This window comes from Pseudocitrobacter sp. RIT415, from assembly GCF_003057695.2.
GTDB classification, from domain to species: domain Bacteria; phylum Pseudomonadota; class Gammaproteobacteria; order Enterobacterales; family Enterobacteriaceae; genus Pseudocitrobacter; species Pseudocitrobacter faecalis.
This window is the reverse complement of sequence record NZ_QBJC02000030.1, coordinates 34,238-54,116: the sequence shown is the minus strand read 5'-3', so window position 1 is coordinate 54,116 and position 19,879 is coordinate 34,238. Positions and strand designations below refer to the sequence as shown.

The window sequence follows — 19,879 nt, the reverse complement described above, 5'->3', positions numbered from 1 at the left end:
GTTAAAAAGTGTTCACCATGTCCCCGAACACCTGTCTACCATGTCCCCGGACCGTACACTCCCTTGAGGGAGAGGGGACCGATCGTGCCAAAGTTTAAGTGTCTGCAGTTTTCTCCCTCTCCCCTTGGGAGAGGGCCAGGGTGAGGGCGTTGTGTGCGGTTTCATCCCTTCTTCAACTGCGACACCACCAGTTGATGGCGTGAATTGTAAAATTTCCGGTACGTCAGATAGCAGGCAATAATCGTTGATAAACTGGCCGTCGATAACAGCATAAACGTCACCATTATCTGATATTTAATCGCCTTCACCGGGTCGATACCTGCAAATATCAGCCCCGACATCATGCCCGGTAAACTCACCAGCCCTACCGTTTTTGCCGAATCCACGGTTGGGATCAGCGACGCGCGAATACTTTCCCGGATAAGCCTCGCAGACGCCATTTTAGGCGTCGCGCCCAGGCTAAGTTTCTCCTGAATCTGCTGCTGCTCAGCACTAAAGCGCTGCCCAAGATTGTTGTAACACAGCCCCACCGCCACCATCGCATTGCCGGCAATCATCCCGGAAATGGGGATCACCTGCATCGGCGTAAATTCAATCGAGCCCGAAAAGACCAGAACTGCCAGCGTTAACCCGGCCCCGGTGGTGATGGCGATAAACGACGACATAAACGCTTTGCTGATGTATTTACTGCGTTTTTGCGCGTTATACGCGGCGTTAAAGCAGATAAACAGCACCATTAACAGCGTCAGAATCGCGTGGTTAACATTGAAAATGTATTTCAGCACATAGCCAACAATAATCAGCTGTACAACCGCCCGGCAAATACTCCAGATAATATCTTTTTCCAGCGCCAGCTTTTCCCGGTAGCTCACCAAAATCGCCACCAGCACTAATACCATTGAGAGCGCCAGCGATTCATTGGTAATGGCATGTTCATTCATGGGTGGCCTCCTGCACATCCTTTCCCGAGAGCGGTAATGTAATGACATCATCCGCATGTTCTATTTCATCTTTATCGTGGGTGACCCACAGCACAGCAATATTTTTCTCCCGTACATAGCGATGAATAATATCGTTCACGTTATGCTTATTTTCTTCATCAAGTGCACTGGTAATTTCATCCAGTAATAAAACATCCGGCAAAAATTGTAGGTTGCGGATCAGGGAAATACGCTGCTTTTCACCGCCAGAAAGATCGTTGATTGATTTTGATAACGTCTCTTCAGGTAAGCCAAACCGCGTCAGGAAGCCCAGAAAGGTATCCGGTTCGGTGCGTTTATTCCGGATCTGCCAGGGGAAAATCAGGTTGTCATAGACCGTCTCGCCAAACAAAGCGGGCGTCTGCGCGCAGTAGGAAACCTGCTGGCGATACTGCTCTGGGGACAGTGTGGTGTAATCCTGTCCTTTAAACTGAATGGTTCCTTCACACGGGCTTAATAGCGAAGCGATGATTTTTAATAATGTACTTTTACCACAGCCCGAGGGGCCGGTTATCAGCTTAAACTCACCCGGCGCAATGCTGAAATTGATATCGTTTAGCACTTGCCGTTCACCGATGCGATAACCCACGCCTGTTAATTGCAGAATCGCGTTGCCTTCCTTCATAATTATTTGAAACTCCTGTTCCGGACTAATGGACACAGTGTAACGATTTTTAAGGATGAGGCGTTAATCGAATTTATCTATTTCGCTGATGCAATAAAAATGGCGCTCACCGCGCATATTAGAGAACGCCTTTTCTCTTCTCCAGTAACGTTTATTCCGTCAGAAAAGTTCTTTTTTAAGTATTTCAGAACCTTTTTATTAACCTTACGTTCTGTGATTTTATAGCCGTTCCAGTACCCAGACTGCTCATGATAAACGTCTGGCGGAACGCTGAGATCATTGCAGGACACAGCGTAATCCTCCATGAAGATCACACTGCATTGGTTGCCTCAGGTGACGAAAACAGACATGAAGCTGCGGTGAGCTTCCTCCTTGCCGCAGATAGCTTCTCCGTCAGCGATGATTCTCAACAGATTTTATGATGAACATCATGAGAGAAATGAAGAATTAACACTGCTGGCCTTCGTGCTGCCCGATACGTTAAAAAACGATAGTCGTGTCTGCATGATGTTTCCCGCTTTTCCCTACCGGTTTTAAGAGGGGCTTTTTTAAAACACAATTAGCAGTTCTTTTAAAATGTCTTGTTCCGGACATTAGGTCTAAAGTGAAGCAATATCAAAATCTGGCAGGCGAATTTCGTCATGGTAGTCGATATACTTAACCTCAGCAGCGGCACATGCCGCGTATCTATACGGACGGTTTAACAGGAGGTTTCATGCTGATATTTATCCCTATCATGATTTTTGTTGTGCTGGTGGTGGTTGCCGCTGGCGTCAAAATCGTTCCTCAGGGCTACCAATGGACGGTCGAACGTTTTGGCCGCTATACCAATACGCTTCAGCCTGGGCTCAGCCTTGTTGTCCCCTTCATGGACAGGATTGGTCGTAAGATCAACATGATGGAGCAGGTTTTAGATATTCCGTCTCAGGAAGTTATCTCCAAAGATAACGCCAACGTCACCATCGACGCCGTCTGTTTTATTCAGGTCATTGATGCGCCAAAGGCTGCCTATGAGGTAAGCAACCTGGAACTGGCGATCATCAACCTGACGATGACCAACATCCGTACCGTGCTGGGTTCTATGGAGTTGGATGAAATGCTCTCCCAGCGCGACAGCATCAACACGCGTCTGTTGCATATCGTTGATGAAGCCACCAACCCATGGGGCATTAAAGTTACCCGTATCGAAATCCGCGATGTTCGCCCGCCCGCAGAACTGATTGCGTCGATGAACGCCCAGATGAAAGCGGAACGTACAAAACGTGCCTATATTCTGGAGGCGGAAGGTATTCGCCAGGCGGAAATCGTTAAAGCCGAAGGGGAAAAACAGTCGAAGATCCTCAAGGCGGAAGGTGAACGTCAGTCGGCCTTCCTTGAAGCGGAAGCCCGTGAACGTTCCGCAGAAGCGGAAGCGCGCGCAACCAAAATGGTGTCAGAAGCCATTGCTGCCGGGGACATTCAGGCGGTCAACTACTTCGTCGCGCAGAAATACACCGAAGCGCTCCAGCAAATTGGTTCATCCAGTAACAGCAAAGTCGTCATGATGCCTCTGGATGCCAGCAGCCTGATGGGATCTATTGCTGGCGTGGCCGAACTGATTAAAGACAGCGCCAACGAACGGAAAAGATAATGGTCGAGATGATTCTGGCTCATCCGCATATTTTCTGGTTAAGCCTCGGCGGTCTGTTACTCGCCGCCGAGATGCTGGGTGGCAACGGTTATCTGCTGTGGAGCGGCGTTGCCGGGGTGATCACCGGCCTGCTGACCTGGATCCTGCCCGTCAGTTGGGAGTGGCAGGCGGTTATCTTCTGTATCCTGACGCTGCTGGCGGCGTGGCTGTGGTCAAAATGGCTCGCGCGCCAGGTTAAAGAGCAGAAACCCGCCGACAGCCAGCTTAATCAACGCGGACAACAACTTGTGGGGCAGCGTTTTACCCTGGATAACGCCCTGGTGAATGGTCGTGGACAAGTTCGGGTGGGCGACAGCGCCTGGCCAGTGATTGCTGATGACGACTTGCCTGCGGGGTCAAAAGTTGAAGTCGTAGCAGTTGAAGGTATTACGCTGCGCGTCCGACTCTTTGAACAGGTAAAACGTTAAGCCTGTTTTTTATGCTGACAACAGCCCGATAAGTGGTCAATGATCGGGCAGTCCACGCCATCATCGCCAGGGCATGACGCCGCGAGCGCAAGAAGTTGATCGCGCATCGCCTGCAGGTCGCTGATATGCTTTTCAATTTCAGCGACTTTCTGCAAAGTATGCGCTTTCACATCAGCGCTGTGGCGTTTCGGGTCGTTGAACAGCGTCACCAGTTCGCCACACTCTTCCAGATTAAATCCTACCTGGCGCGCCTGACGTAACAGCGTAAATTCGTCGATATGTTTTTGGGTGTAGCTACGATAACCGTTCTCGCTGCGCAGCGGTGGCGTCACCAGCCCCTTCTCTTCATAAAAGCGAATCGCTTTACTGGTTAAACCGGTTTTTTTGGCAACATCGCTGATGTTCATCCTCTTCTCCAAATGCTGGGGTATCGCTCGCCCAAGTATAACCTGTTTAGGTTGCAGTAAAGCCCGGCAAAAAGGAATTCCGGTAATTGTTCACTACGTCCTTGACCTTCCCCTTGCGGGAAGGTTTAAGCTTATTCACACTCAGAAGATAAGGAGTCTGTTATGTCCAATACTATCGACCTGACGCTTGATGGCCTCTCCTGTGGTCACTGCGTTAAACGTGTAAAAGAGAGCCTGGAAAAACGTCCTGACGTTGAACAGGCTGATGTCACCCTCACCGAAGCCCACGTCACCGGTAGCGCCAGTGCGGAAGCGCTGATCGAAACCATTATTGAAGCGGGTTACGGCGCAGAGTTAAGCCACCCAAAGGCTAAACCGCTGGCGGAAGCAGTAATCCCGTCGGAAGCCCTGACAGCGGTCACCCCTGCGCTTCCGGCAGCCCAGGATCTGGACGACAGCCAGCAGTTGCTGATCAACGGAATGAGCTGCGCCAGCTGCGTCTCTCGCGTGCAAAAAGCCCTTCAGGCGGTACCGGGCGTCGCACAGGCACGGGTAAATCTTGCGGAGCGCACTGCACTGGTAATGGGCAGTGCCTCCGCCGCTGATTTAGTTCACGCCGTAGAGAAAGCAGGCTACGGCGCGGAAGCGATTGAAGATGATCTCAAACGTCGTGAACGTCAGCAGGAAACCGCGCTCGCCACCATGAAGCGCTTCCGCTGGCAGGCCATTGTCGCGCTGTTGGTCGGTATCCCGGTGATGATTTGGGGAATGATCGGCGACAACATGATGGTGACCGACGCCAACCGCTCACTGTGGCTTGTCATCGGATTGGTAACGCTGGCCGTAATGGTCTTCGCCGGTGGCCACTTCTACAGTAGCGCGTGGAAAAGCCTGAAAAACGGCACCGCGACGATGGATACGCTGGTGGCGCTGGGTACCGGTGTGGCGTGGCTCTATTCGATGAGCGTCAACCTGTGGCCACAGTGGTTCCCGATGGAAGCGCGTCATCTCTATTATGAAGCCAGCGCGATGATCATCGGTCTGATTAACCTCGGGCATATGCTGGAAGCCCGCGCCCGTCAGCGTTCATCAAAAGCGCTGGAGAAACTGCTCGATCTGACGCCGCCGTCTGCTCGTGTGGTGACGGAAGACGGTGAAAAAACCGTGCCGCTGGCCGAGGTTTTGCCAGGTATGACGTTGCGCCTGACCACCGGTGACCGTGTGCCGGTCGATGGCGAAATCACTCAGGGTGAAGCCTGGTTTGACGAAGCGATGCTCACCGGTGAACCGGTGCCACAAGAAAAAAGTCATGGCGATGCTATTCACGCCGGGACGGTGGTACAGGACGGTTCCGTTCTGTTCCGCGCCAGCGCGGTAGGCAGCCATACTACGCTTTCGCGCATAATTAAAATGGTGCGGCAGGCGCAAAGCAGTAAACCCGAAATCGGCCAACTGGCGGATAAAATTTCGGCGGTGTTCGTGCCTGCCGTAGTCGCCATCGCGCTGTTCAGCGCCGCCATCTGGTACTTCTTCGGGCCGGCACCGCAGATTGTCTACACTCTGGTGATCGCCACCACCGTACTGATCATCGCCTGTCCGTGTGCTCTCGGTCTTGCAACGCCGATGTCGATTATTTCTGGCGTGGGTCGTGCGGCTGAGTACGGCGTGCTGGTGCGTGATGCCGACGCGCTGCAACGGGCCAGCGAACTTACCACGCTGGTGTTTGATAAAACCGGCACGCTGACGGAAGGTAAGCCGCAGGTTGTGGCAGTGAAAACCTTCTCAGGCGTTGAAGAAGCGCAGGCGCTGCGTCTTGCCGCCGCGCTGGAACAAGGTTCAAGCCACCCGTTAGCGCGGGCAATTCTGGAAAAAGCGGGCGATGCAACGTTGCCGCAGGTTAACGCCTTCCGTACCCTGCGCGGGCTGGGCGTGAGCGGCGAAGCAGAGGGTCATACACTGCTGCTGGGTAACCAGGCGCTGCTCAATGAACAGAATATCTCAACCGCTGAACTGGAAAGTGAAATCAACGTGCAGGCTTCACGAGGTGCCACGCCGGTACTGCTGGCCGTCGACGGCAAAGCCGCTGCTTTGTTCGCCATCCGCGACCCGCTACGTGCCGATAGCGTTGCGGCGCTGGAGCGCCTGCACCGCGAAGGATACCGTCTGGTGATGCTGACCGGCGACAACCCAACCACCGCCAATGCCATTGCCAAAGAAGCGGGTATTGATGAAGTGATCGCCGGTGTTCTGCCGGACGGCAAAGCCGAAGCCATTAAAAATCTGCAACGTCAGGGGCAGAAAGTGGCGATGGTCGGCGATGGCATCAACGATGCGCCCGCACTGGCGCAGGCAGAAGTGGGTATCGCCATGGGGGGCGGCAGCGATGTGGCCATTGAAACGGCGGCCATCACCCTGATGCGTCACAGCCTGATGGGCGTTGCGGATGCGCTGGCGATTTCCCGCGCCACGTTGCGCAATATGAAGCAGAACCTGCTGGGCGCGTTTATCTACAATTCTCTGGGTATTCCTATCGCCGCCGGTATTCTCTGGCCGATAACGGGTACGCTACTCAACCCGGTAGTCGCTGGCGCAGCAATGGCGCTCTCGTCCATTACGGTTGTGAGCAACGCGAACCGATTGCTGCGGTTTAAACCGAAGGCATGATCCCTACTCCCTCCTGATTCAGTTTCAGGAGGGAGATTTGCACCTTTACGATGGCCGCGCTAGCATGAACCTTTCTCAAAGGGAGCGCGGATGAGTCTGTTAAATCAACTAAAACGCTTGTGGCACGCGCTGCGAGGCGCCCCCTATAGCTGGCCCGCCATCGATATCTCACTGCCTGGCGGTCGCGAACTTCATCTTGTCGGCAGTATTCATATGGGCACGCGCGATATGTCGCCGCTGCCGCCGAAGCTGGTCAAGAAGCTCCAGCAGGCCGATGCACTGATCGTTGAGGCAGATATTTCCGGCAATGAAGCACCTTTTGACAACCTTCCTGTTTGTGCTCCCCTGGCCGAACGCCTGACGGCGACGCAGCTTGCCAGGCTTGAAAAACTGGCCGATGAGCAAGGCTTACCGCTTGCGCGTTTCGATACCCAGCCACTGTGGCAAATCGCGATGGTGATGCAGGCAACGCAGGCGCAAAAGCTGGGCCTGCGCCCGGATTACGGGATTGATTATCAACTTTTGCAGGCGGCACGGCAGGCTTCCCTTCCCATTCAGGAACTGGAGGGCGCATCAAGTCAGATTGCATTGTTACTCCAGTTGCCTGATAACGGGCTGGCGCTGCTGGAGGACACCCTCACCCACTGGCACACTAACGCGCGGTTGTTGCAGGTGATGATTGGCTGGTGGCTGGAACAGCCGCCAACGGACAGAAATTCACCGCTACCGAATACCTTTAGCCAGTCGCTGTATGATGTGTTGATGGTGCAGCGTAATCAGGCGTGGCGCGATATGCTGCTGGCGCTGCCGCCGGGCCGCTATGTGGTGGCGGTTGGGGCGCTGCATCTGTACGGCGAAGGCAACCTGCCACAGATGCTGAAATAAAAAAATGGCCAATATCTCTATTGGCCCGTCAAAGAGGAATTTCATCATTATTATTATCCCGAAGTTCGCACTTCGGATCTTTTGATTGTCGCTCAAAGTCATCATCACTTCCATTACTATTGCGCAAGATAATACTATTTTTTAGCCAGCTCAGAGGCGTATGCTTAGAGGATGTCTGTTTAGTAGTAAGAAAGGATGATTATGACTCCCGCCGTTAAGTTACTCGAAAAAAACAAAATTTCTTTCCAGATTCACGCCTACGATCACGATCCGAGCGAAACCAACTTTGGTGACGAAGTGGTGCGTAAACTGGGTCTGAATGCGGACCAGGTCTACAAAACCTTACTGGTTGCCATCAATGGCGATATGAAGCATCTGGCCGTGGCGGTCACGCCGGTGGCCGGTCAGCTTGATTTGAAAAAAGTGGCGAAGGCGCTGGGCGCGAAAAAAGTCGATATGGCCGACCCGATGGTGGCGCAGCGTACAACCGGGTATCTGGTCGGCGGTATCAGCCCGCTGGGGCAGAAAAAACGCCTGCCGACGGTGATTGATGCGCCCGCGCAGGAGTTTGCCACCATCTATGTATCAGGCGGCAAGCGCGGGCTGGATATCGAACTCGCGGCAAGCGATCTGGCGAAAATTCTTGATGCGAAATTTGCGGATATTGCGCGTAGAGATTGAGTGCAGTCTTCCCTTCACCCCGGCCCTCTCCCGCAGGGAGAGGGAGAAAACCGAGTTCGTATTTGCATTGAGCACAATCCGTCCCTCTCCCTGCGGGAGAGGGTTAGGGTGAGGGGTAAAACCCTTATTCCCAGCGCACTTCCCCTTTCGGTTCGTAAGCATTCACATCTATCGGCGAGTTCTGTTCGATAAACTGCTTCAGCACTTCCGCATCAATAAACCCGGTGTTCACATAGCCCGGTAATTGATCAATCTGCGGATACCCATCACCGCCACTGGCATTAAAATTAAGCGTCGCCATACGGTAATTTTTTGCCGGGTCGACAGGCTCCCCTTTGATTTTCAGATCCGTCAGCTTACCGCCTTTCGCGATAAAACTGACGTTGGCAAACTGCGGGTAGGCACCGGAGTCAGGCTTTTTCTGTGCCACGGCGGTAAGGTAATCAGTCACCTCTTTACCCGTCATGTCAGCATAGACAACCACGTTGCCAAACGGTTGAACTTTCAGCACGCTTTTATAGGTGATATCACCCGCTTCGATAGAATCACGAATCCCACCGCCGCTCATCACCGCGAAATCAGCGCCGGTTCGCGCCATTTGCGCCGCAAGAATCACCCGCGCAAGGTTGGTCTGCACGAAACGGACTTTGCTGCGGTCGCCTTCCAGATGACCATTCACCGTACCAATTTTCACGCCGAGCTGCGCTTTGCCTTTATTCTGGAACGGGCTCAGCAGCGAGAGCATCTGCGCGCTTTCCGGGATTTGCGGCGTGTAAAGTACGCGCTCACTTTGCCCGTTATCGTAAGTCACTTTCTTCTTCAGGTTCACCGGGATCAGCTGATAATGCACCAGCTTGAGTTCGCCGTTGCGGAACTCAAAATCGGCGCGCCCAACGTATTTACCCCACTCATGGGCCTGCACAATCCAGATGCCGTTCTGTTTATCCGGCGCGCACGGCGTGCCTGGCACATAATCGACCTGCTTTTTATTCTCCGACGCCATGCAAACCGGATCTTGTGAGTGACCACCCACAATCATCGCCAGCGCCCCGGCAGGCAGGCTACGCGCCATTTCGACATCGCCCGGTGCGTTAGAACCGTGGTTACCGTTGTCATAGTGACCCATGTGCGTAGCGGCGATGATAAAATCAGGTTTTTCATTCATCTGAAGTTCCTGAATAACCAGCTTCGCTTCTTCGGCAGGCTTACGAAACTCAATATCAGTAAAGTTTTCCGGGTTGCCGATGCGCGCGGTGTCGTCGGTCGTCAGGCCAAGCACGGCGATTTTGAGATCCTGACGCTTGAAGATCGCCCACGGTTTAAACAGGCGCTCGCCGGTACTTTTCTGATAAATATTGGCCGACAGAAACGGGAATTTTGCCCATTTCTCCTGCTGGCGCAGCACGCTCAGCGGGTTATCGAATTCGTGATTGCCGACGGCCATCGCATCGTAACCGACCAGATTCATGCCACGAAAATCGGGCTCGGCGTCCTGTAGGTCAGACTCAGGAACGCCCGTATTGATATCGCCGCCTGAGAGCAGCAGCACGCTACCGCCTTCTGCGGCCACCTCTTTGCGAATGCCATCCACCAGCGTTTTTTGCGCCGCTAAACCGTATTCACCATATTCGCTGCGCCAGAAGTGACCATGGTGATCGTTGGTATGTAATATTGTGATTTTATAGGTTTTATCTTTTTCCCAGGCCTGAACGCCCGTGCTTGCCAAAGACAGCGCCGCCAGCATCGCCAGCGCTATGCCCCGTCGAACAAATTTCATGATCCGCTCCCTGATTGAATGACAAGTGCCGAAATTACAACGCTCTGAAAGAATAGTCGAATTTCATTTTAGAAATGAGACTTCCTTCATACGCCGCAGACAGGTATCTTAGGCTGATAACTATTACAACATCGATTATCTCCAACATCGCACCATCAAATATAAGTGGAATCTATGGCAATCAGTGAAACCAGTCCTGGGCTGTCCGGCTCCTCTGCGCCCCAGCAACAGGCACGCACGTCGTTTAAAATTCTCGGGGCCATCAGCCTCTCTCACCTGCTTAACGACATGATTCAGTCGTTAATTCTGGCTATCTACCCGCTGCTACAAGCTGAATTCTCGCTCAGTTTCGTACAGATCGGCATGATTACCCTCACCTTCCAGCTCGCCTCCTCGCTGCTTCAGCCGGTGGTCGGCTACGTGACCGATAAGCGCCCGATGCCGTGGTCGCTGCCTATCGGCATGTGCTTTACCCTGAGCGGCCTGATTCTGCTGGCACTGGCGGGCAGTTTCTATACCGTTCTGCTGGCCGCCGCGCTGGTCGGTACCGGGTCATCTGTTTTCCACCCGGAATCCTCGCGCGTGGCGCGCATGGCGTCCGGGGGCCGTCATGGTCTGGCGCAGTCGATCTTCCAGGTCGGCGGTAACTTTGGCAGTTCGTTAGGGCCACTACTGGCTGCCGTGATCATCGCCCCGTACGGTAAAGGCAACGTCGCCTGGTTCGTACTGGCGGCGCTGCTGGCCATTGTCGTACTGGCACAAATCAGCCGCTGGTATGCCGCACAGCACCGCATAAATAAAGGTAAACCTAAAGCCGCGATTATTAATCCGCTGCCGCGCAACAAGGTGATTCTGGCCGTTTGCGTCCTTCTGATGCTTATTTTTTCAAAATACTTCTACATGGCGAGTATCAGCAGCTATTACACCTTTTATTTGATGCATAAGTTTGGCTTATCCATCCAAAATGCGCAGATACACCTCTTTTCCTTCCTGTTTGCAGTTGCGGCGGGAACCGTGATTGGCGGGCCTGTGGGCGATAAAATCGGGCGTAAATATGTTATTTGGGGCTCTATCCTCGGCGTTGCACCGTTTACGCTTATTTTACCCTACGCATCGCTGGAATGGACCGGTATTTTAACGGTGATCATTGGATTTATCCTCGCATCCGCATTTTCGGCGATTCTGGTATACGCACAGGAGCTCTTACCTGGCCGAATTGGCATGGTTTCCGGTTTATTCTTCGGTTTTGCCTTCGGCATGGGCGGCTTAGGGGCTGCGGTATTGGGGCTGGTTGCTGACCACACCAGCATCGAACTGGTCTATAAAATCTGTGCTTTCCTGCCACTTCTGGGGATGTTGACCATATTCCTGCCTGATAATCGACAAAAACAGTAAGTTTAACGCAGCCAAAGTCAAACTTTGGCTGCGCACTACCCCAGCTACTGCGGAATTTCCCTTACTATTCCTCAGCCAATCCCACTTTTGGGGTTGTTCCGATCATAAATTCCTTTTTTTATTAAAATTCAACATTTATTCATAAACATGATGCCCCATTTTGTCATAAACTATTACAAGGTTTTTTGGTTTTCCGGATGATGTCACGCATCTGAGCCAAAAATGGAACAACGCACCACCACGAAAGGAGACGGAATGCATCACGCCACACCGCTTATCACCACCATTGTTGGTGGTCTTGTTCTCGCATTTTTCCTTGGCATGATTGCCAACAGATTACGCATATCTCCTTTAGTCGGTTATTTATTAGCAGGCGTCCTGGCCGGGCCATTCACGCCGGGTTTTGTCGCCGATACGCAACTGGCACCTGAACTGGCGGAACTGGGCGTGATTCTGCTGATGTTTGGCGTCGGTCTGCACTTCTCACTAAAAGACTTGATGGCGGTAAAGGCCATCGCCATTCCCGGTGCAATCCTGCAGATAGCGGTGGCGACGCTGCTGGGTATGGCACTTTCGTCATTGCTCGGCTGGTCGTTAATGACCGGTATCGTGTTCGGCCTCTGCCTTTCCACCGCCAGTACCGTGGTGCTGCTGCGCGCGCTGGAAGAACGCCAACTGATTGATAGCCAGCGGGGGCAGATTGCCATCGGCTGGCTGATTGTTGAAGATCTGGTGATGGTGTTAACGCTGGTTCTGCTGCCAGCCGTTGCGGGCATGATGGAAAAAGGCGACGTCGGGCTGGCTTCACTGGCGCTCGATATGTCGATGACTATCGGTAAGGTTATCGCCTTCATCGCCATCATGATGCTGGTAGGTCGCCGTCTTGTGCCGTGGATCCTCTCACGTAGCGCCGCCACCGGTTCGCGTGAGCTCTTTACTCTTTCTGTACTGGCGCTGGCGCTGGGCATCGCCTTCGGTGCGGTTGAGCTGTTTGATGTTTCTTTCGCACTCGGTGCGTTCTTCGCCGGAATGGTGCTGAACGAGTCTGAACTGAGCCACCGTGCGGCGCACGATACGCTGCCGTTGCGCGACGCGTTCGCCGTACTGTTCTTCGTTTCCGTCGGCATGCTGTTTGACCCGATGATTCTGATTGAGCAGCCGCTGGCCGTGCTCGGCACGCTGGCTATTATCGTCTTTGGTAAGTCGTTAGCGGCATTCTTCCTTGTGCGTATGTTTGGTCACTCACAGCGTACCGCGCTGACCATCGCCACCAGCCTGGCGCAGATTGGCGAATTTGCCTTTATTCTGGCGGGGCTCGGCATGGCGCTGGATCTCCTCCCGCAGGCCGGGCAGAACCTGGTGCTGGCAGGAGCCATTCTGTCGATTATGCTCAACCCGATTCTGTTTACTCTGCTGGAAAAATATCTCGAGAAAACCGAGACGCTGGAAGAGCAAACGCTTGAAGAAGCGATTGAGGACGAGAAGCAGATCCCGGTGGATATCTGTAACCATGCGTTGCTGGTTGGCTACGGACGTGTCGGCAGCCTGCTCGGCGAGAAGCTGATGGCGCAGGGTATTCCGCTGGTGGTGATTGAAACGTCCCGCACGCGCGTTGATGAGCTTCGCGAGCGCGGTATTCGTGCGGTGCTGGGTAACGCCGCAAATGAGGAAATAATGAACCTGGCGCATCTGGATTGCGCGCGCTGGCTGCTGCTGACCATTCCGAATGGTTACGAGGCCGGAGAGATTGTCGCCACCGCCCGCGAGAAATGCCCGGGCATTGAGATTATCGCCCGCGCGCATTATGACGATGAAGTGGCGTATATCAGCGAACGCGGTGCCAATCAGGTGGTAATGGGCGAGCGTGAGATTGCGAAAACCATGCTGGGCTTGTTAGAAAAACCGCCGCTTGAAGAGGCGGTGACAGGCTAAACATTGTGTGCCGGATGGCGGATTCGCCTTATCCGGCCTACAAATTCACATAAACGTTCCAGGCCCGGTAAGCGAAGCGCCACCGGGCAACACACAATACTACCTTTCCCAGTACGCCTCTTCGAGGCTATCTTCCCTTTCCGGCAGGCCGCGCGTCAGGCGCGGTGAATGCTGGTTCAGTACCTGATAACTCACCCGGTTGGCATATTTACACACCTGTGCCAGCGACGAATAGGTAAGCCAGTGATGCTGATGTTTACTGGAATTCGGCACGTTAGTACGATGGTAGTTATTGGCGGTGATATCGTGCAGCAGTGCCGCCAGCGCGCCGTCGCCTGCCCCGTTGGTATTCATGATTTTCTCCGGGCCGCCCATATAGGGCGCGATGTGCGAGTAAACGCGCAGCGGCTCCTGGCAATCTTTATAACGCACTGCACGGCTGAATTCATACTGGTTAAATTCGGCAATGGCTCCCGGCAGCAGCGGATGCTGAGTTTTCCGTTTTGCCTCGTTCTCGGTAAAGCCCGCCATATACAGCCCTATCGGCCCGGCGGTGCACAATACCAGATCCACCCAGTCCAGCGCTTTATCGGAGGCCAGCAGCGGGTCGTCCAGCCCGGTGAGCGCCAGGCCCTCTTCTTCATTCATTGCCAGAATCGAGACATGCTCTTTGAGAAATTCCTGCCACCACTGCGGGTTATCAGCAATCACATACTTGGTGCCGAGCGTCAGAACTACCGGAACGTTATATTTCTTCGCGTAGGCAATCGCCTGCATGGTGGCGTCTTTCATCGGCTCACCGGGCTTGCAGCGCACCAGGTAAGAGGTCAGCACCAGCGCAGACGCGCCCGCGATCACGGCTTCCGGAATACTTTCCGGGCGCAGTTGGTTCATGTGGCCTGGGCTAATCGCGAAGGTGCGTTCGCCGGATTCGCTGATCAGCGTGAAGCAGCGACCAATGGGGCCATCAACGCCCTGCAAATAGTTGAGATCGGTACGGCTGGAGGTATTGCAAAGATAGCGGTACGCGTAGCCGCCAATTTCTACATTACGGCACATCACCCCCAGCAGCACAGAGCGGTCGTCTGCCAGCACCGAATAGTTGTGCATCGTGTTGCCGATGGTTCCCCCGGCAAACTGATGGGTGATGAGGTTATTCTGCACCAGTTCCTGATACAGCGCTTCCGCGACATCATCTTCAATTACCAGCGAATGCCCGGCGCTCAGGCCGTAGCGTTGGATAAACGCGTCATCGACTTTAGCTTCGATATCCACCAGGGTTTGGTCGATGCCAACCACCCAGGAGACGCCATTTTCGCTTTCCGGCTGAATTTGTTTTAACAGCGGATCGCGGGCGTTAACGGGAAAATAGTGTTTTGATTTACGTTTACCGGGAAATTTCATGATTCTGTTTACTGGTGGATAGCCGAGCGAGAAATGGTAGCACATTCCACCAGCCGCATGCGACGAACGTCGTGCAGGTCAGCGTTCAATATCGGTCAGCGGGATCGCAGTTTCTCGCGCCGGGAACTCTACAATAGCGCAAGGATGATAAGGAGCGCGTGATGAAAGCGGAAAATAAGATCCCCGTACTGGAGAAAATCTCGGCAGAAATGCAGCAGGTCATGCAATTCGAGCGGCCCGACTTGCCGCCCTGGCCCGCCGATGCAACACAGGAAGTTCAGCGCGATTACTACACGCGTGAACGACAATTCTGGAACGAGGGTGCGCCCGAGATGGCCACCGTTGAGTGCGTGGTGCCCACGCCGTTCGGCACCGTGGCTACGCGGATTTACTCACCGCAGCCAGAAAGTCCGGCGACACTCTTTTATCTGCACGGCGGCGGGTTTATTCTCGGCAATCTCGACACGCACGACCGCATCATGCGTCTACAGGCAAAATATACTGGCTGTACGGTGATCGGTATCGACTACACTTTATCGCCGCAAGCCCGCTTCCCACAGGCCATTGAAGAGACGGTCGCTGTCTGCCAGTTTTTCCAGCGCCGCGACACGGCATATCACATCAACATGGAGAACATCGGCTTTGCGGGCGACTCTGCAGGTGCAATGCTGGCGCTCGCCAGCGCCCTGTGGCTGCGCGATCACCACATTTATTGTGGCAAGGTCGTAGCCACGTTGTTGTGGTATGGGCTGTACGGTTTGCAGGATTCAGTAAGCCGCCGGCTAATGGGCGGAAGCTGGGATGGGTTAACGCGCGAGGATCTGGCTAGCTATGAAAACGCTTATCTGCGAGATGCGCGGGACAAAGAATCGCCGTGGTACTGCCTGTTCAATAATGATCTCACCCGTGACGTGCCGCCCTGTTTTATCGCCGGTGCGGAATATGATCCGCTGATCGACGACAGCCGACTGCTGCACCAAACGCTGCAGGCGCACCAGCAGGCCAGCCGTTACGTGATGTATCCCGGCGTACTACATGCGTTCTTACACTATTCACGGATGATGAAAACCGCCGACCAGGCGCTGCGGGACGGCGCGGCTTTCTTTGTCGAACAGCTGCATTCACGCTAGCAGTGCGGCGTCACCAGCGCCTGCATCATATCAATATGTTCCGGTGAGTCGTTCAACGCCGGAATATATTCATATTTCACACCACCCGCTTCGAGGAACACTTCCCGGTTTTGCACCGCGATTTCTTCCAGCGTCTCCAGGCAATCGGCGGAGAAGCCCGGACACATCACCTGAATGTGTTTCACGCCCTTTTCACCCAGCATCTTCAGCGTTTCATCCGTATACGGTGTCAGCCACGGTTCACGGCCAAAGCGCGACTGGAAGGTCATCATCACTTTATCCGGGTCGATTTCCAGCGCGGAAACCAGCGCGCGTGTGGTATCGCGACAACGTTGCGGGTAATCATCGCCTTCGTTGGCGTAACGCTGCGGAATACCGTGATAAGAGAGCAGCAGCAAATCCGGCTCACCGTGGCGTGCGAAAGAGGCCTTCACCGTTCCCGCCAGCGCCTTAATGTAGTCGTGATCGGTCGCATAATCGCGAATAAACGTAACGCCCGGAATAGCGCGGGTTTTCCCCAGAATGCGCGCCAGTTCATCCCACACGGCGGCAACCGTCGAGCAGGAGTATTGTGGATACAGCGGCAGTACCACGATATGGTCAACATCCTGCGCCAGCAAGTCATTAACGGCGCTTTCCAGCGACGGCGTGCCATAGCTCATACCCAGCGCGACGGGCATCTCTGGCAGACGTTCAGCCAGCGCTTTTTGCTGTCTGCGGCTGTATACCATCAGCGGCGAGCCCTCTTCCATCCATACGGATTGATAGAGTTTCGCCACGCGCGGCGATCGGATAGGCAGAATAACACCGCGTAACAGCGGCCACCACAACAGGCGGGAAGTGTCGACAACGCGTCGGTCGCTGAGGAATTGCCGAAGATAGCGTTTCACCGCGTCGGCGGTCGGCGCATCGGGTGTACCGAGGTTTACCAGCAGAATTCCTGTTTTTTTATAACGCATTACCGCCTCTTATCCATTTATCGAGAGACAATTGTAGCGGAAATAAAAGGAAACGGAACCAATCACAGCGACAGGTAAAATGAGAAAGGTTCTCACCCGGGCAGCGCCGGGTGAGAGCATCGGCCTTAGCCGAGGATTTTTTCCAGCTCAGCGCGAACGTCTGCAACGGCTTTAGTACCGTCAACTTTCGCGTATTTGGTGTTACCCGCCTGCGCTTCTTTGGAGTAGTAGCCGATCAGCGGTGCAGTCATCTGATGGTATTCCACCAGACGTTTACGCACGGTTTCTTCCTGATCGTCTTTACGGGTGGTCAGCTCTTCGCCGGTCACATCATCTTTACCTTCCACTTTCGGCGGATTGAATTTGATGTGGTAAACACGGCCAGATGCCGCGTGAACGCGACGACCCACGATACGGTCAACGATCAGTTCGTCCGGCACGTCGAATTCCAGCACGTAATCCACGTTGATGCCCGCTTCTTTCATGGCGTCTGCCTGCGGAATAGTACGCGGGAAGCCGTCCAGCAGGAAACCGTTACGGCAATCTTCCTGGGAGATGCGTTCTTTAACCAGCGCGATAACCAGTTCGTCGGTAACCAGCTTGCCAGCATCCATGATGTCTTTAGCTTGTTTACCCAGTTCAGAACCGGATTTCACGGCGGCACGCAGCATATCGCCGGTGGAGATTTGCGGAATACCGTACTTCTCCATGATGAACTGAGCCTGAGTTCCTTTACCCGCGCCCGGAGCGCCAAGCAGAATGATACGCATTGCGAAAATCCCCTCAAAGGTTGTCTAAATTTTTCAAAAGCGCTAAACGATACCACCAACGCGCCATTGGCTCAAGGAAGCGGGGCGGCGCTGAAACGGTTAATGGGGGGAAAAGTGCGGTTTGATGCCCTCACCCCGGCCCTCTCCCACAGGGAGAGGGCGAAAAACGGCGCAGGGCTTAACAACGTGCACAATCGGTCCCCTAACCCTTGAGGGAGAAGACCGGCACCAAATGAACCATGGGCACAATCGGTCCCCTCTCCCTGAGGGAGAGGGTTAGGGTGAGGGGGTAGTGCTTACGACACCAGTAGTTGGTTCATACGGCGGATAAACTGGTTCGGATCTTCCAGCGTTCCGCGCTCTGCAAACAGCGCCTGATCGAGCAGCAGTTCAACCCACTCTTTAAACTGCGCTTCATCCTGGGTGTCCGCCGTGCGTTTCACCAGAACGTGATCCGGGTTCAGTTCAAAGATGTATTTCACGTCCGGTACGGCCTGGCCCGCGGCGGCGAACAGTTTCGCCATCTGGGTACTCATTTCATCCGCATCGGTAGTGACAATCGCCGGGGTATCCGTCAGGCGGTGCGTCAGACGCACCTCTTTCACGCGATCGCCCAGCAGGGTTTTCACGCGCTCAACGAACGGCGTCAGCGCTTTTTCCGCTTCTTTGGCGCTTTCGTCCACTTCATCTGCCAGCTTGTCGATGGATTCATCGGCTTTAGCCACAGACTGGAACGGCTTACCATCGAACTCGGTCAGGTAGTTCATCATCCACTCGTCGATGCGGTCAGAAAGCAGCAGAACTTCGATGCCCTTCTTACGCAGCAGCTCCAGGTGCGGGCTGCTTTTCGCTGCCGCATAGCTGTCAGCGGTGATGTAATAAATTTTTTCCTGCCCTTCTTTCATGCGGGAAACGTAGTCTGCCAGCGAAACGGTTTGCTCTGAAGAGTCCGTGTGCGTAGAAGCAAAGCGCAACAGCTTAGCAATGGCGTCCTGGTTAGCACTGTCTTCCGCCGGGCCTTCTTTCAGAACCAGACCAAACTGCTTCCAGAAGGTCTGGTATTTTTCCGCGTCGTCTTTCGCCAGTTTTTCCAGCATTTGCAGGACACGTTTGGTCAGCGCGCCGCGCAGGCTGCGCGTGACCGCGCTGTCCTGCAGGATTTCACGGGACACGTTCAGCGGCAGATCGTTAGAATCTATCAGACCACGCACGAAGCGCAGGTAGTTCGGCATGAACTGCTCGGCGTCGTCCATAATAAACACGCGCTGCACGTACAGTTTCAGGCCATGTTTATGGTCACGGTTCCACATATCCCACGGGGCCTGAGACGGGATGTACAGCAGACTGGTGTACTCCTGCTTCCCTTCAACACGGTTGTGGCTCCAGGTCAGCGGATCTGTAAAGTCATGGGCGATGTGTTTGTAGAACTCAGTATATTCTTCGTCTTTAATTTCAGACTTATTACGCGTCCACAGCGCCTGTGCTTTGTTGATTTTCTCCCAGGAGATAACGGTTTCGCCGTCTTTTTCTTCTCGTTTTTCAATCTCAACCGGCAGCGCGATATGGTCGGAGTACTTGCTGATGATGGAACGTACGCGCCAGTCGTCAAGGAACTCATCTTCGCCTTCGCGCAGATGCAGGGTAATTTCGGTGCCGCGATCGGCTTTGGTGATGTCGGCTACGGTGTAATCGCCTTCACCTTCTGATTCCCAGAACACGCCGTTTTCTGCCGCATCGCCCGCCGCACGGGTGCGCACAGTCACTTTATCGGCCACGATAAACGCCGAGTAGAAGCCTACGCCAAACTGACCAATCAGCTGGCTGTCTTTCGCCTGGTCAGAGCCCATCGATTCGAGGAACGCTTTGGTACCCGATTTGGCGATAGTCCCCAGATGGTCAATGACGTCATCACGGTTCATACCAATGCCGTTATCAGCAATGGTCAACGTACGCTTATCTTTATCGAAGGAAACACGCACGCGCAGCTCGCCGTCACCTTCATAAAGGTCCGGGTTGGAGAGCGCACGGAAACGCAGCTTGTCTGCCGCATCCGAGGCGTTAGAGATAAGCTCACGCAGAAAAATTTCTTTATTGGAATACAGGGAATGGATCATCAGGTGCAGAAGTTGTTTCACTTCAGACTGAAAACCACGAGTTTCTTGTCCTTTCATGT

At 54.0% G+C, this 19,879-nt stretch carries 16 protein-coding genes; 8 read left to right on the top strand and 8 right to left on the bottom strand.

Features of this window, described 5'->3' with window-relative positions; genetic code table 11:
- Positions 1-161: 161 nt before the first annotated feature.
- Together fetB and fetA are read right to left on the bottom strand one after the other, a co-directional pair.
- A complete protein-coding gene (gene fetB / locus DBY68_RS21310) occupies positions 162-941 on the bottom strand; it encodes an iron export ABC transporter permease subunit FetB (RefSeq protein ID WP_108474895.1) in 780 nt (259 codons plus the stop codon).
- Positions 934-1,605 (bottom strand): iron ABC transporter ATP-binding protein FetA, encoded by a 672-nt coding sequence (gene fetA, locus DBY68_RS21305; RefSeq protein WP_108474894.1) that lies wholly within the window; start codon positions 1,603-1,605, stop codon positions 934-936. Before fetA ends, fetB begins: the two co-directional genes overlap by 8 nt.
- A 715-nt stretch (positions 1,606-2,320) precedes the next feature.
- On the opposite strand from fetA, the gene DBY68_RS21295 reads away from it, so the two are divergent.
- Together DBY68_RS21295 and DBY68_RS21290 are read left to right on the top strand one after the other, a co-directional pair.
- Complete coding sequence (locus DBY68_RS21295) at positions 2,321-3,235, top strand: SPFH domain-containing protein (RefSeq protein WP_108474892.1); 915 nt, start codon at positions 2,321-2,323, stop codon at positions 3,233-3,235.
- On the top strand, positions 3,235-3,702 hold the full coding sequence (locus tag DBY68_RS21290) for an NfeD family protein (RefSeq protein ID WP_108474891.1): 468 nt from the start codon (positions 3,235-3,237) through the stop codon (positions 3,700-3,702). The genes DBY68_RS21295 and DBY68_RS21290 overlap by 1 nt, the downstream gene beginning before the upstream one ends.
- Here the strand turns inward: DBY68_RS21290 and cueR are convergent.
- The gene (gene cueR, locus DBY68_RS21285; protein ID WP_015965507.1) at positions 3,699-4,109 is read right to left on the bottom strand and encodes a Cu(I)-responsive transcriptional regulator; all 411 of its coding nucleotides are present in this window, start codon (positions 4,107-4,109) and stop codon (positions 3,699-3,701) included. The genes DBY68_RS21290 and cueR overlap by 4 nt on opposite strands.
- A 162-nt stretch (positions 4,110-4,271) precedes the next feature.
- Between cueR and copA the strand changes: the two genes are divergently transcribed.
- The 3 genes from copA (at position 4,272) to ybaK (ending at position 8,339) form a co-directional block, all read left to right on the top strand.
- Positions 4,272-6,773 carry a copper-exporting P-type ATPase CopA gene (copA, locus tag DBY68_RS21280; protein WP_108474890.1) on the top strand — a complete coding sequence of 834 codons (2,502 nt, stop codon included), beginning with the start codon at positions 4,272-4,274 and terminating at the stop codon, positions 6,771-6,773.
- 90 nt (positions 6,774-6,863) lie between these two features.
- A complete protein-coding gene (locus tag DBY68_RS21275; RefSeq protein WP_108474889.1) occupies positions 6,864-7,658 on the top strand; it encodes a TraB/GumN family protein in 795 nt (264 codons plus the stop codon).
- Between the two features lie 201 nt (positions 7,659-7,859).
- Entirely contained in the window at positions 7,860-8,339 is a 480-nt protein-coding gene (gene ybaK / locus DBY68_RS21270) for a Cys-tRNA(Pro)/Cys-tRNA(Cys) deacylase YbaK (RefSeq protein ID WP_108474888.1), read from the top strand.
- A 124-nt stretch (positions 8,340-8,463) separates the two neighbouring features.
- On the opposite strand, the gene ushA is transcribed toward ybaK, so the two are convergent.
- Positions 8,464-10,116, bottom strand: a complete 1,653-nt coding sequence (gene ushA, locus DBY68_RS21265) for a bifunctional UDP-sugar hydrolase/5'-nucleotidase UshA (protein ID WP_108474887.1) — start codon at positions 10,114-10,116, stop codon at positions 8,464-8,466.
- 174 nt (positions 10,117-10,290) lie between these two features.
- Between ushA and DBY68_RS21260 the strand changes: the two genes are divergently transcribed.
- On the top strand, positions 10,291-11,511 hold the full coding sequence (locus DBY68_RS21260) for an MFS transporter (RefSeq protein ID WP_108474886.1): 1,221 nt from the start codon (positions 10,291-10,293) through the stop codon (positions 11,509-11,511).
- Positions 11,512-11,766: 255 nt separating this feature from the next.
- A complete protein-coding gene (ybaL, locus tag DBY68_RS21255) occupies positions 11,767-13,443 on the top strand; it encodes a YbaL family putative K(+) efflux transporter (RefSeq protein WP_108474885.1) in 1,677 nt (558 codons plus the stop codon).
- A gap of 99 nt (positions 13,444-13,542) precedes the next feature.
- Here ybaL and DBY68_RS21250 read toward each other — a convergent pair whose 3' ends face one another.
- Entirely contained in the window at positions 13,543-14,847 is a 1,305-nt protein-coding gene (locus DBY68_RS21250) for an inosine/guanosine kinase (protein WP_108474884.1), read from the bottom strand.
- Between the two features lie 161 nt (positions 14,848-15,008).
- On the opposite strand from DBY68_RS21250, the gene aes reads away from it, so the two are divergent.
- Positions 15,009-15,977: an acetyl esterase gene (gene aes, locus DBY68_RS21245; protein ID WP_108474883.1), complete on the top strand. Its 969-nt coding sequence runs from the start codon at positions 15,009-15,011 to the stop codon at positions 15,975-15,977.
- On the opposite strand, the gene hemH is transcribed toward aes, so the two are convergent.
- The 3 genes from hemH to htpG all read right to left on the bottom strand — a co-directional run bounded on the left by hemH (position 15,974) and on the right by htpG (position 19,877).
- Complete coding sequence (hemH, locus tag DBY68_RS21240; RefSeq protein WP_108474882.1) at positions 15,974-16,936, bottom strand: ferrochelatase; 963 nt, start codon at positions 16,934-16,936, stop codon at positions 15,974-15,976. The two genes, aes and hemH, sit on opposite strands and share 4 nt — an antisense overlap.
- Positions 16,937-17,061: 125 nt before the next feature.
- On the bottom strand, positions 17,062-17,706 hold the full coding sequence (gene adk, locus DBY68_RS21235) for an adenylate kinase (protein WP_108474881.1): 645 nt from the start codon (positions 17,704-17,706) through the stop codon (positions 17,062-17,064).
- Positions 17,707-18,002: 296 nt separating this feature from the next.
- Complete coding sequence (htpG, locus tag DBY68_RS21225) at positions 18,003-19,877, bottom strand: molecular chaperone HtpG (RefSeq protein WP_108474880.1); 1,875 nt, start codon at positions 19,875-19,877, stop codon at positions 18,003-18,005.
- Between the last annotated feature and the right edge of the window lie 2 nt (positions 19,878-19,879).

What these genes read in the sequence shown, in the direction of transcription:
- fetB (WP_108474895.1), bottom strand. Translation starts at nt 941, where the DNA reads ATGAATGAACATGCCATTACCAATGAATCGCTGGCGCTCTCAATGGTA.
- fetA (WP_108474894.1), bottom strand. Translation starts at nt 1,605, where the DNA reads ATGAAGGAAGGCAACGCGATTCTGCAATTAACAGGCGTGGGTTATCGC.
- DBY68_RS21295 (WP_108474892.1), top strand. Translation starts at nt 2,321, where the DNA reads ATGCTGATATTTATCCCTATCATGATTTTTGTTGTGCTGGTGGTGGTT.
- DBY68_RS21290 (WP_108474891.1), top strand. Translation starts at nt 3,235, where the DNA reads ATGGTCGAGATGATTCTGGCTCATCCGCATATTTTCTGGTTAAGCCTC.
- cueR (WP_015965507.1), bottom strand. Translation starts at nt 4,109, where the DNA reads ATGAACATCAGCGATGTTGCCAAAAAAACCGGTTTAACCAGTAAAGCG.
- copA (WP_108474890.1), top strand. Translation starts at nt 4,272, where the DNA reads ATGTCCAATACTATCGACCTGACGCTTGATGGCCTCTCCTGTGGTCAC.
- DBY68_RS21275 (WP_108474889.1), top strand. Translation starts at nt 6,864, where the DNA reads ATGAGTCTGTTAAATCAACTAAAACGCTTGTGGCACGCGCTGCGAGGC.
- ybaK (WP_108474888.1), top strand. Translation starts at nt 7,860, where the DNA reads ATGACTCCCGCCGTTAAGTTACTCGAAAAAAACAAAATTTCTTTCCAG.
- ushA (WP_108474887.1), bottom strand. Translation starts at nt 10,116, where the DNA reads ATGAAATTTGTTCGACGGGGCATAGCGCTGGCGATGCTGGCGGCGCTG.
- DBY68_RS21260 (WP_108474886.1), top strand. Translation starts at nt 10,291, where the DNA reads ATGGCAATCAGTGAAACCAGTCCTGGGCTGTCCGGCTCCTCTGCGCCC.
- ybaL (WP_108474885.1), top strand. Translation starts at nt 11,767, where the DNA reads ATGCATCACGCCACACCGCTTATCACCACCATTGTTGGTGGTCTTGTT.
- DBY68_RS21250 (WP_108474884.1), bottom strand. Translation starts at nt 14,847, where the DNA reads ATGAAATTTCCCGGTAAACGTAAATCAAAACACTATTTTCCCGTTAAC.
- aes (WP_108474883.1), top strand. Translation starts at nt 15,009, where the DNA reads ATGAAAGCGGAAAATAAGATCCCCGTACTGGAGAAAATCTCGGCAGAA.
- hemH (WP_108474882.1), bottom strand. Translation starts at nt 16,936, where the DNA reads ATGCGTTATAAAAAAACAGGAATTCTGCTGGTAAACCTCGGTACACCC.
- adk (WP_108474881.1), bottom strand. Translation starts at nt 17,706, where the DNA reads ATGCGTATCATTCTGCTTGGCGCTCCGGGCGCGGGTAAAGGAACTCAG.
- htpG (WP_108474880.1), bottom strand. Translation starts at nt 19,877, where the DNA reads ATGAAAGGACAAGAAACTCGTGGTTTTCAGTCTGAAGTGAAACAACTT.